The organism is Enterococcus pseudoavium NBRC 100491 (assembly GCF_001544295.1).
GTDB lineage: Bacteria > Bacillota > Bacilli > Lactobacillales > Enterococcaceae > Enterococcus_A > Enterococcus_A pseudoavium.
Map to the genome: position 1 here is coordinate 1 of NZ_BCQF01000021.1, position 12,774 is coordinate 12,774.

Here is a 12,774-nt window from a genome sequence, read left to right on the forward strand (position 1 = left end):
AACTTAACTGACTTCATAAAGCAGCAGGTACTTGATCCAATGTTGATTGCAAATAAGTTTGACTCATATTATACGTTTTTAGCTAAGATTAAGGATAATGAAGGTATTTTATCGGTAGAAGAAAATAAAATTTTGATGTTTTTATCTAGAGAGGTTCTACCTGGTATTCGTCAGCACGAAATTATTTTATTGTCCAAGTTACTTAAAGAGACTCGTGGATTAACCTTTGAAGAAATTAGAGAAACATTTGCGAAAAGCCAGCTCGCTCATGACGACAAAACGATTCAATCTGTCATACAAACTCTCTCATTGAAGTTTTACACAGGTGGACAAAAGAAAACTTATAGTGGCGCTGAAATTATTTCTGTGGATAATCCGCAGCTGATTCAGTTCTCCTCAGTTTTTCAACAAGCTTTACACAATGATTATTTTAGAAAACTGCTGGAAGACTTACTTACAGCTAGTTTCTATAAATCAGAAAAATTCGCAACTGATCAACCTCTGACTCGCTATGCAAAATACCGTCGTCGTGATGCGCTACGAATGCTGAATTGGTATGAACAGATGGTAGATCAGAATATTGGTGGATATACTTATAAGGATGGAAAATTCATCATTTTCATCACGTTACAAAAAGGTGACGATTTCAAAGGTGCCCAGATGGCTTATGAGGATGAACTGGTCGATAAAACTACCATGCGCTGGTTTACTAAATCACCGAGGACTCTGTCATCGCCTGAAGTAAAAGCATTACAGGATGCTGAAAATTGGACCATTCATCTATTTGTAAAAAAATCTGATGATGAGGGGAAAGAATTTTATTACCTTGGTGAAGCAACGCCTATTCAGAGTACGGTTAAGCAGCTTTCGAAACCTACTCAAGAAGGAAAAGTCCAAAATGTTGTTGAAATGGATTTGAAACTGACAAATGCTGTGGATACAAAGTTGTTTAAGTATTTGACATAAATATGTATTTTAACCTGCGAGGAGGACAGCTTCCTCCCAGATTTCTTGGAAAAACCCTTCTTGAAAGATTAAATCAGACCTCTAGCTAATTTGCTAAAGGTCTATTTTTAATCTAGTAATTTATAAAATACTTACCGATATATCCGAAAAAATTTTTCCATATTCAAAATGATTAATTGAATATGTTGGATACTCAGAAACCTCTACTTTGACAAGTATCTTATTATTACATTCCGGACAAGAGCAGACTTATTCGGAATCATATAAACTATCTACTCCCTTTTCTCACTAGAGATTAATTAAAAATCATCAATATCAAAAATTTGGTGACAATTCAAATGAATCTAAATTTCTTTGTGAATAAAACAGAAATTATATTTCATTAAAAATAATTTCCTCAGCATAAATCTTTAGATTTTCCTTTGATGCCATCATATTTTTGAAAGATGTCTCAGAAGTCGCAATATTATTCTTTTTTAAGATAGGAATTAAGGATTCAGTTCTCATAACCCCCTCCGATCATGTGGTCTTAATATCATCAAAAATGTAATCACATACGAATAGTTGCTACAAAAAACGGTACATTTAAACCTAAAAAAAAAGACACCTTCCAAAAAGGAAAGTGTCTGAAATGTTGATATATAAGGATATATTAACGTTTTGAGAACGAAAAAGCTAGTTTTGTAAGAAGTTTTTTCTATAGGAATACTTTAATATCAAATATTCTGGAATACTCTTTATACTTCGGCATTGATAAAAAAGCATCTCTATGGACAGTATTTGAACCAATTTGAACCATGATAGATGATAGTTGAATACAAACTTTTTTGCACATATTTTTAAAAACATTTTTCATTATAAAATTCTCTTGCTAAACTATCCGTACACTCTTAGTTTAGTACAACAAATAAATTTTACAATATGGAATACTAAGTAATAATTTGCAGTCAACACAATCCTTGTTTTAAAATAAGTATGTGATGAACACTTTGCACATAACATTTTGTAAAATGAATGAATTAATTACTTTTTGTTCATTCAAGTATCTTTTTATGATAGAATTCCTATTGTCATCAGCTAGGGAGGGAGTAAGAATGTTTTCATCTGAATTAGAATTACAAAATATCTTTCACAATCATTTACAAAAAAATGCAGCACCAAATGAAAAAATCATTGATGAATTCAATGCTCGCTTTGGCAATGTTGATATTGTTAAAGTAACCAATAATAACAACTACACACTTAGTAAAGAACAAGCTTTACTATTATCTGAATTCAGATATGCGAGAATCGTTTCTCTTCTTCATAAAAAAGCAGTTAGAACTATTGAATACATTATAAACACAAGCGGCTATGACAGTAATACAGTAAAGTATATTCTAAGAAAATTAGTGTCTGTCGATATCGTAAATGAAATAGGGTTAAGTAGATATTTAATTAGTGACCAATTCTCGTTTCCATTTTTAGAATTTACTTCTTATGAGGCAAAACTACACGATTGGAAAAAAGCTATAACACAGGCTAACAACAATAAAAACTTTTCTGCATACTCTTATGTAGTTTTTCCTGATAAAACTGCTAAAAAATTAGTAACTAATAAAAAGGACTATTTCAAGTACAACAATATAGGGTTAATTGGCGTTACAGAAGAATGCTTTACTACTTATATAGATGTGACGAAAAAAGTTATTCCTTTAAAAAAAAATGCAACATTAATTGCGAGCATCGCAAAGTTTATACTACTTGACAATCAGAAAAAGCAATTAATTATATGATATCTGTTTGACTTATAAAAAAGAAAGGAGCTATCAATTATTAACCTTATTGATAGTTCCTTTTCGTTCCCTAATAAGAGATCATATGAAATTAGTCTTTTTGACTGCATTAAGTGCGTCCATATATTGATTAATATGCTCTGAATTGATTTTATAAGTATTGTTAGGTAACTTGTTAAATTTATCTAGATTACTTTTTGCACCATTTAGGAGTTCTAAAACTTTATCAGTTTTTTCAGACTCATCAGAGAGTGAATCTAAAAGATGAATATATTTATACATTTCCTCAAAGTGTTGTAAATAGCAATCATTATTGTTTAACATATCAATGGATGTTCCTACCATCAGATCTTTATCTAACAAGCAACCATCTAAAATCAATTCATGACTTTGCAAACCAACATTGTAAATAGTTTCTTGAAGAGGAACTTCTGAAAATAATTTAATAGAAGTATATCTTTTCTTTTGAATACCAAAAGATTTTTCTGCTGGTAATCCTTTTTGAATTCTGTTAAATTTTCTTAGTGAATAAAACCATCCTGTACCAACGTAGTCTGCGCCTACAGAAGAATATAACAACCCCTCAACGCTGGAATAACCAACTATAACAGTAAATCCCATCATCTTTAAATCAAAAATGAATTGTAAAATATTAGTGAGGTGGGTTACATCAAACTTGTGCCGCTGAGCACTCATTTCATTTCGATCAATCGTTATATATATACCGTTAAGACTTTCTGTGAAATTCTCTAGATCTTCCAAAAATTCGCCTATATAATCATAACTCGAAAACGCATTCTCTGATATGACCATAGTTGCAAATAACGGCATATCAAATTTTTCTTCTTGAATATATGATACATTTATTTCCCACGTTTCTAACACTCTTTCAATGATTCTATGACCAAAGTTTTCTATATAAAAAGTTGGAGTACATAAATAATTTAGCGAAACTAATTGTTGAAATTCAATACTATCCTGAACCAGTTGATCCAAATTTTCTTGTTTTCTCAAAAAATTTCTATCCATTAACTCAGTTGGAAATTGTGGGTAGTCTTTCAATTTCTTCTTGTCCGAATCTGCAAATTGTTGATAATATTGTTTAAATTCTAAAATTTTAATTACTTCTTCATATTCCTCATTCTCATTGACATATTGGTTTATTCGTGTGGGGGTCATATCTCTAGGATCCCAAATAATCCCATCGCAGAAACCAGAATTCATAATTTTTTGTAGTTTAGGTCCTGCTGCTGGTCCTTGTTGAATCAGTAACATATTTAATCCTCCTTAAACTCATCTACTTTTTCCTGTAATTTTCCAATTGAATTAGCTCGTCTAAATATTTTATCTGATGATAACTTTATTATTACTTCTCTAAAAAAAGCCTTAGCTCTGAGCGAGTCATCTCTTTCACACCATTTTCCATATACAAATTGCATATCTTTCAGATAACTCTCTGGCAAGCCACGTATTTCCGGAATAAACATTTCAATAGCAATTAGACCTAATGGATACAAATCTGTCTTGAATGTCCAATTATAGTTTGATTGAATTTCTTGCTGTTCAGGAGCCCAATATCTTGGTGTTCCCATTGCCATACCCGTTCTTGTTAGTGTTTCATCATCAGCTGATCTTGCTAGTCCCGGGTCAATAAATTTTATCTTTTCTCCATCTATGATTATATTACTGGGTTTAATATCTCTATGAACATAAGTGATAGTCCACATACTTTTTACTAGATTCAATGCTTCGCTCAAGAAATTGGCAATTTGGGGAATGGTATTGAGTTCCGAATAATAAATTGATTCATTCATAGGTACCCCTGATACAGCCTCTTCAAAATAGTATTTGTAAATATGATCTTCAATCTTATATTCCTTTATCTCCTCAGTGATAAGCATTCTAGGAAAAATCGAACATTTCTTTGCCGCATTTACTTCGCGCACAATATACATAGTTAAGAGCCTTATCTCTTCGTACTTCTGTATTTTTAATTCATCCATATCAGTAGAACAAGTGTATTCCATTTGATCAAGAGTATAATAAGGTGTTACATTGTAGACCTTTAATATTAATGACTGTGACTCACAATTAACCATAAATACAGCTTTTTGACCACTTCTAGGAAATTTCTTAACTTCCACATAGTCAACTTTATGTGTTTTTAGAATGTTTTCTATATCATCTCTACTTACATCTCTTTTATCCATCGTTAACCTCCAAACAATATTTCGATACATCTTGCACTACTACGATAGAATATATCTATTTCATACTTATGCTTTTATTCATTCACCAACCACTTACTTGTACTACCATTATACATTTCTATTTTTGTAAGAATTAGTCTCCGAAATTAGCTACGAATCATGCATAACATTTTTCAACAACAGTTTAGAATGCATTCGTAATTTCCATACTAACCGTGACATATGTTACTACTAACTTCATTGTATTCTCTGACAGCTCTCGCAGCATCTAAACTTGGCTAGTTCAAGGTAACATTCTGTAGCTTCTCACACTCGATTTTAGTTGTTTATTATTGCAAATTCATAGTCAAGCGGATCTCATAAAGTCTTTTAGACTGTTTGATATAATAAATTATATCATGTTATAAACGGAATTTTTGATATTAAAAGTGAAATGAATATTTTGTTAAAATATTCACATTTATATCGAAATATTCAATCTCAAACTACTTTTCCTACTTAAAAACAAACAACTACAATTTGAAAAAATTTCAATTTGTTGAACTTCCGCTATATTATTATGCCAGCAGTGGTCAGCATTTCACATACGAAAAAATCCTGCTAGAGAGCAGTGTAACCAAGATTTTCAATTTTAAAACGCCAAGGCTCAAAATATTAAGTCACGAACTACTAACTACTTTAGTAATAGATTCTTACCGAAGTTGCTTGTTTGTCTAATTTTATACAGTCTTAAGTTAAAAAAAGGAGAAAAATAGATTTAATAGACGTTACACTTTTCTTATAAAAACATTATCTGCACAGGTATAAGATAAGTGTTTTTTTTAACTATAACTTTTGAGTGTATAACGATATTTGTGATTACTTTTAAAATATGATAAAACCGTAAATTTTTCTGCTTTTGCCAAAAAGACAAACTCCAGGTCGGGTTTCGCCACAAGCGAATTACCCGATCTGGAGTTTTGTCTATTGCAGGGAGGCGCAGCCGGACTGCATGAATAAAGCCCCCGGTTCTAACAGGGGGCTAACAAAGAACAGGAAACTGGGACAACTACCCATTTGGGAGTGTCCTAGCAGTGTTTTCTTTGTCACATGCTTATAGAGCTTGTCACTTTATTTTGATGATGGATACGCTGCGTTTAACAGACGTTCTTTCTCGACTTCCATCACGAATGGTAGATAGAGATATTGCTGTTCTAGTAGGTATTGATTGTCCTCTGTGTACTGATAAGAAGCGGTTTCTTTTGAATAGACCAACGGAGCAATTCGCACATCGCCGGTTGATTGATTGATTGAGTATAGAAGAATGGCTTTTTCTACTAGTTTCTTTGGCAAATGTTTCCCAAAATAGGAATAGGATTCTTGATTTGCTAAATAGACGAGTAAGCGATCCACACTAAAGTTGGAGAAGGTAAAGGGCATCATGTGCAGAATATGATTTTGATTGTCATGGTGTAAATAGAGCTGCGCTTCTTTACCAAAATTGGTTGAACCAAGGTAAAGCCGCTTTTTCTCGTCGATACATTGGAAAGTAAACTGATCTTGTTCAGTTGGTGGAACGAGGTTTGTAATAAAAAATTCAACCATTCGATCCATTTCTTTTTCACTGACAAGATCTGCTTGTTTCAGTTCGTCTACTATCAGTCCTTCAATCTTAGGATCAAGCTTACCTGCCTTCTTTTGAAGCATTTCTAAAATGTATTGGTTTTCTTGCTCACCATACAAAAGATATTCGTTGGTGACATGGCCTATTTCTGCAATTTGGTGAAGGGTTTCGGTTTTTGGAAGGTTAATCCCACGTTCCCAGTTATTGACTGTACTTCGCGGTAAATCACCAATTAGTTTGCCAAATTTCTCCATACTCAACTTTAACTCTTGGCGAATCTGCCGAATTCGATTGCCAACTGCTTGCTTGTCTATCTCCATGAAAACTCCTCCTCATGATGAGTTCTTAAATTCAGTATACTTGTGTACTTAAAAAAAGTCAAAATCTATTGACTTAAAATAAATACAAGCGTACAATTGATTTGTACTTAAAATAAGTCTATCGGTTCTTTGACAAGTAAATAGCAGAAGGAGGTTTGTCTATGAACCAAGTTAATCAACATGATCTCGGTGAAGCCATTCGAGTTTCTCGAGAAGAAAGGGGGTGGACCCAGCGATATTTAGCAGAAAAAGTGGGGATTTCGAGATCGTTATTATCGAAAGTAGAAAAAGGAACGAGACAATTAAGTGCAGAAAAATTGACTCTTATACTGGATAGTTTGCAAGAAGAGGTTGTTCCAGTTAATCGTGTTTTGATTGATTATCTAACCATTCACTTTTTCTCGAATCAACATTTAAAGTTGATTGAAGAGATTATTGGCATGCCTATTGAACGCTTTGAGGAACTGGATTATGCGCCAAAGGGCTATATTGGCCAATACGTGTGGAATCAAGTAATCACAATTCGGTATTCCATTGACGATACGGTAAAAGGAACCGTGATGGAGTTTTCAGGTCAAGGCTGTAAACATCTTGCCATGCGTTTGAAGACCGCAAAATCAAACTGGCAAGAGTTCTTCCGTAAGGTATTAGCTTATCAGGGAAATTTTACACGGATTGATTTTACTTTAGATGATTTTGTGGGGAGTATCAGCATTCCGGAACTGAAGCAGAAGGTAACACTAGGCCATGTGTGGACCACTTTTCAAGTGAGTGAATCTCATGACGGTACGGATATCATAAACAATGAATCAAATGGTGAGACCTTGTATTTAGGCTCAAAGAAGAGTCAGTGTCGCTTTTGTTTTTATCAGAAGGACTATGAACAACGAAAGCGACGAGGAATTCCTTTAGAAGAAGCAGAAGTAAAAAATCGCTTTGAACTACGGTATCGAAAAGAAAAAGCGCAAAGCTTGGCAAAGATTATTTCAAGAACCCATGATTTAACCAAACTGTTTTTTGAGTTACTTAATGGTGCAGTTTGTTTTTATGACCGTGATCCCAATGAGCCAGGTGCAAAAGTCGATAAAAAATGGGCAGCCTTTATTGGCAATCATGGCGCAATCACCATTTCTTTAGAAACAATTCCTCAAAGCTTTGAAAAAAGTATGAATTGGTTAATTCACAGCGTTTCTCCCACCCTCGCATTTATTCAAGAGGTAGATAATCATTTTGATTCAAATTTGATTAACGAGATTATTAGCTGTGGGGAACTTAGTTCAAGGCAGCAAAAAATTTTAGAAAATTTGATTGCTGAGCCTGATTATTATCAGGAAGAAGTAGAATTTTATATCCAGTGTCTTCAAAATATGAAGACAGAAAAAATACAAAAAAAAAGCAAAGCACAGCTTACACATTAAAATGTATAAACGTACTCCGCCCTAGACAAGTTGAGTATAGCACATTTCCTTGTGTCAGCCAAAAAACATTTTTGGAAAGGAAATAAACTATGAAAAATACAATAACTACTTATGAATTGCCCTATCTACTTACTAGAGAACAAGCTTCTCAGTTTTTAGGGATTGATCCAAAATCTTTTGATAAATTCGTTCGCGCAAACGATGAGTTAGAGCGTTTTATGATAGGAAGACAAGAGCGATACACTGTCACTTCCCTCATCAATTTTATTAAGACGCACTCTATCTAGCTAAAATATCGTAGGATGGTTGATTAGATGCTTTTCGCCATGTAGAATGGCGGTGTATTCAACTAGCATTTATCAACCATCTTTCAGTGAAAGGATTTGTTATAAATGCCTAGTATAATTAAACGTGGTAACTCATATAGAGCTCAGATCTCACTTTACAACCATGGTCAACATAAGAAATTGACAAAATCATTTAGCTCTAAAAAGGAAGCAACTCGTTGGGCTTTGGAAAATGAATTGGAGAAAGGAAATGGAAAACAATTAGCAGAGCGTACAACAACATTTGCTGACTTCTTTGAAAACTGGATTCATATCATAAAGAAAAATGATGTAAAAGAAACGACTTTTCAAAATTATCAAAGGACTTCTCAAGTGGTGAAGAAATTATTTGGCGATATACAGTTAAAGGATTTGAACGATATTGTAGTACAACGAAAAATAGATAAGTATGCAGAGACTCATTCTCGTAAAACCACTCATGAAGTACTATTGAAAATCAAAACGGCATTACGTGATGCTTATGCTCGTGGCTATCTTGCTACCGATTTTGCAAATTTAGTCAAAACACGAGGGAAAGTTTTGGATAAGAGAAACCGTGCACTTTCCATTACCGAATTAAAGAAACTGCGTACTTATGTCATTAATCATCGAGAAAATGAGTTTAACATTCTTGTACTCCTTGCATTAGAAACTGGTATGAGACGCGGAGAACTTTTAGGTATACGTCCCGAAGACCTCTTTGAATATGGTATCCATGTCAGACGTTCTCTTAGTCCAACTTCTGAAGATACTTCGTTAAAAACCAAAAATTCAAGACGAGATATTTCCATTAATCAAGAAGTCTACGATATTCTAAAATCTGTCCCGATTAAGGATAATGGATATTTTTTTGATCCTGACGGCTTTCAACAATCTGCTAAGCTCGCCAGATTACTGAAAAAACTAGATATTCCAAAAACTACCTTCCACGGCCTAAGAGATACTCATGCTTCTTTTCTATTTTCACAAGATATTGATATTGCCTATGTATCAAAACGCTTAGGTCATATCAATATTCAAACAACGCAGAACTATTATCTTGAATTGATGCCAGAAAAAAAGCACCAGCAAGATGCTGATGCTTTAAACCTCTTAAATTCTTTGTCAAATTGATAATTTGAACCAACTTGAACCAAAAAACTCTTGTAAACGTTGATACAATAAGGAATTGATTAACGTTTTGAGAACTGTGAAGCTTTACGAGCTTTCTTAAGACCTGGTTTTGCTTATAAATAACGCAACTAGTTGAATTGCCTTTTAATATCAAGGTTTTTATAGATTTTTCCTAAATCTATATATCAATCAATTTAAACTGACTTCAAGCAACTCGCACATCAAAACGTACATCAAAAAAATACGCAAACCAGAACACGACTACTCAAAATAAATAACGAACTAATAATTATTTATGTTTGACATATCATACCTAGAAATATTCAAGATTAATTCTCTACAGCCGCCTTAAACAACATTATATCTCATCAGCTTTCTAACTCAGACGAGTGATATTTCTCAATGACTATTTTTAAAATCTCAACAATTTCAATATTTCCATCTACATATTCTTCTACTAATTTCATCGTATCTTCGGAAGGCATTGCTGCATCTAATGCTGAGTATGCCAAAGCAGTATCTCGAAGTTTTTCTCGCTCAATTTTCTTAGTATTTTTTATAGAATATTTGTAATCGGACATAATCTCATCAGCTCCCTATTGAATCTCTTATTGCCTAATATAACATGATTCAAGGGCTCACTGGATAATAAGAAAAATTCCACATAGAAAACTAAACTAGATTTTTAAATCATTCTAAACGGTATCCTCTCAATTCACATTTTGCTTAAATACTAATGCTCTATCACCTTTACGGAGTTTAATTCCTTCCCAGCCTTTCCTCTTAAGCTCCCCCCGGTTTAAGAAAAAATTCCAATATATTATCTGAAATAGTTACTTAATAACCGTGATTGAGATTGGAGAATTTTTAACCATATAAGTAGCATGTGAACCAAAATATCCTTTAATCCCATGCATTGATCGCGAGCCAATGATTAACATATCTGCAGATGTTGCTGGCAAAATCGTCTTAGTAATTTCCTCGGCCGGATCACCTTCTCCACTGTACAGCTGAATGTTTTTTACACCGCTATTTTCTGCATATTGTTTGTACTTTTCCAAATTAAGTAACAATTGACTTTGTTTCTGGCTCAAGTACTCAGGGTCTAACGCTTCATAAACATTCAACTCTTCAATTTCTAAAATTGAGGCAATCAGTAATGCGGCTCCAGTTTTACTCGCTTGCTTTACAGCATATTGAAAGGCTTTTTGAGCTCCTTCTGATTCATCTACCCCAACTAAAATATTTTTAAATTCATCAAATCCTTCCATAGTGCATCTTACCTTTCATTAATTAATTGATTATATTTTTTATTTCCTTTATACAGTTCAATAATTGTCCACGCTAACAGTAGTAATACTGCGACGATAATGACATAGGCAATAGAATCAGCTAGTACAAGTTGGCTTGATGTCACCTTTTCACCAAAAAAACCTTCAATTTGGCCGGGCAATCCAATCAAATTTAAATATGTCAATCCAATTACTGAACCCCATCCTAGTATCCGAATAACTATCGAATTTTTAAACCGGCTTCCCATTTCCACCTCACTATTGGTCATCATTAATAATGGTACCATCGAAAATGGTAACGCAAAAGCTAAGAAGACTTGTGAATTATTCATTAGTGTATTTAACGCTGTGTGCTCCCGAATCGTTCCTTGCCTGCTTGTAATAATTACACAGATTAACACTGGGATAACTGAAATCAAACGCGTAATTAAACGTCTTAGCCAAATTGGCATTCTCATATGAATGAATCCCTCCATAATTACTTGTCCAGTTAAAGTTCCGGTAATCGTTGAATTTTGTCCAGAAGCTAGTAACGCGACTGCGAATAATGTAGAAAGAAGACCTGATTTTGCAACGGTGATTAAAATTCCGTTACTCAATGTATCCGGATTTGATAAAGCCTCATACAACCCAAAGAATGATGGATCTTTCACTGCCCCTGTTTTAAAAACAGCAACTCCCATTATGAGCAATAAGGAGTTAACAAAAAAAGCGAGAGTCAATTGAATGTTAGAATCCCATGTTGAAAATCGTACAGCATTGGCGATTTCATCTTCATCCGTACGATTTATCTTTCGAGTCTGAGACACAGCCGAATGTAGATATAAATTATGAGGCATAACGGTTGCACCAATAATTCCTAATGCACCAGTTAAAGGCGTTTGACCACCAATTGAATGTGTAGAGGAGAACGTTTCACCAGTCGGAACCAATCCTTTAAGTACATCCCCCCAATTAGGATCAGACAACGCTACTTGATAAACAAACACAAAAAGAATTACAAAAATCAAACAGACAACTATTGCTTCAATTTTTCTAAAACCAACTTTCGTTAACAACAATAATAATAAAACATCAAATACCGTAATAAAGACTGCGACGACAAGCGGAATATTAAAAAGTAAATAAAGAGCAATTGATGCGCCAATTACTTCCGCAATATCTGTTGCCATAATCGCTAATTCCGTTAAAATCCATAAAATGATTCCTAGTTTTTTACTCGTTCTCGCTCGAATTGCTTGAGCTAAATCCATTTGACTAACAATTCCCAATTTAGCAGCCATATATTGTAATAGCATTGCAATTAAACTAGACATTAAAATGACCGACATTAATAAATACTGGAAGTTTTGCCCACCCGTAATCGAAGTAGACCAGTTGCCTGGATCCATATATCCCACAGCAACTAATGCTCCCGGTCCAGAATAGGCGAACAGGATTTTCCAAAAGCCTTTGCCTTTGGGTACCTCGACAGTTCCGTTAATTTCCTCTAAAGAGGGACCATTCGCATGCTGAATTAATCGAGGTTTGTGCTCTTTACCGGACTGACTTGTTGTATCTTTCAAAATATTTCCACCTTCCTTTAAAAACATCATAAGCATACACCTCTTTTTTATTAAATTAAAGCAAAATATTAGACAAACCTAAAAAAAAATAAACATTCGCCTAATTTAATATTATTTGCCTTCATTTCATTTGTATCGGAATGAATCAATTGTACACGTTAAAAATATATCTATATGATAATTACC

At 33.7% G+C, this 12,774-nt stretch carries 11 protein-coding genes; 5 read left to right on the forward strand and 6 right to left on the reverse strand.

The genetic code is table 11. From position 1 onward, the window contains the following. Together EP1_RS09900 and EP1_RS09905 are read left to right on the forward strand one after the other, a co-directional pair. Positions 1–966, forward strand: a 966-nt coding sequence (locus EP1_RS09900) for a DUF3427 domain-containing protein (protein WP_157065589.1), incomplete at its 5' end; no start/stop codon positions are given. Between the two features lie 1,094 nt (positions 967–2,060). Beyond that, positions 2,061–2,741: a hypothetical protein gene (locus EP1_RS09905; protein ID WP_067626984.1), complete on the forward strand. Its 681-nt coding sequence runs from the start codon at positions 2,061–2,063 to the stop codon at positions 2,739–2,741. Positions 2,742–2,822: 81 nt separating this feature from the next. On the opposite strand, the gene EP1_RS09910 is transcribed toward EP1_RS09905, so the two are convergent. From EP1_RS09910 to EP1_RS09920, 3 genes are all read right to left on the reverse strand, one after another. Next, positions 2,823–4,016: a hypothetical protein gene (locus EP1_RS09910; RefSeq protein ID WP_067626986.1), complete on the reverse strand. Its 1,194-nt coding sequence runs from the start codon at positions 4,014–4,016 to the stop codon at positions 2,823–2,825. Positions 4,017–4,018: 2 nt separating this feature from the next. Next, a complete protein-coding gene (locus tag EP1_RS09915; protein WP_067626988.1) occupies positions 4,019–4,951 on the reverse strand; it encodes a serine/threonine-protein kinase in 933 nt (310 codons plus the stop codon). Positions 4,952–6,061: 1,110 nt separating this feature from the next. Further along, positions 6,062–6,874 (reverse strand): helix-turn-helix domain-containing protein, encoded by an 813-nt coding sequence (locus EP1_RS09920; protein ID WP_048720937.1) that lies wholly within the window; start codon positions 6,872–6,874, stop codon positions 6,062–6,064. A gap of 161 nt (positions 6,875–7,035) precedes the next feature. Between EP1_RS09920 and EP1_RS09925 the strand changes: the two genes are divergently transcribed. From EP1_RS09925 to EP1_RS09935, 3 genes are all read left to right on the forward strand, one after another. After that, complete coding sequence (locus tag EP1_RS09925; protein ID WP_067626990.1) at positions 7,036–8,292, forward strand: replication initiation factor domain-containing protein; 1,257 nt, start codon at positions 7,036–7,038, stop codon at positions 8,290–8,292. Positions 8,293–8,381: 89 nt separating this feature from the next. Next, complete coding sequence (locus EP1_RS09930; protein WP_067626993.1) at positions 8,382–8,579, forward strand: DNA-binding protein; 198 nt, start codon at positions 8,382–8,384, stop codon at positions 8,577–8,579. A 105-nt stretch (positions 8,580–8,684) separates the two neighbouring features. Further along, entirely contained in the window at positions 8,685–9,731 is a 1,047-nt protein-coding gene (locus EP1_RS09935) for a tyrosine-type recombinase/integrase (protein WP_002406514.1), read from the forward strand. Positions 9,732–10,099: 368 nt separating this feature from the next. On the opposite strand, the gene EP1_RS09940 is transcribed toward EP1_RS09935, so the two are convergent. The 3 genes from EP1_RS09940 to EP1_RS09950 all read right to left on the reverse strand — a co-directional run bounded on the left by EP1_RS09940 (position 10,100) and on the right by EP1_RS09950 (position 12,618). Continuing rightward, on the reverse strand, positions 10,100–10,312 hold the full coding sequence (locus EP1_RS09940) for a hypothetical protein (RefSeq protein WP_067626995.1): 213 nt from the start codon (positions 10,310–10,312) through the stop codon (positions 10,100–10,102). Between the two features lie 252 nt (positions 10,313–10,564). After that, complete coding sequence (locus EP1_RS09945; RefSeq protein ID WP_022796190.1) at positions 10,565–11,002, reverse strand: universal stress protein; 438 nt, start codon at positions 11,000–11,002, stop codon at positions 10,565–10,567. Between the two features lie 8 nt (positions 11,003–11,010). Further along, positions 11,011–12,618, reverse strand: coding sequence for an Nramp family divalent metal transporter (locus EP1_RS09950; protein WP_040366370.1), 1,608 nt, complete (start codon positions 12,616–12,618; stop codon positions 11,011–11,013). Positions 12,619–12,774: the final 156 nt, after the last annotated feature.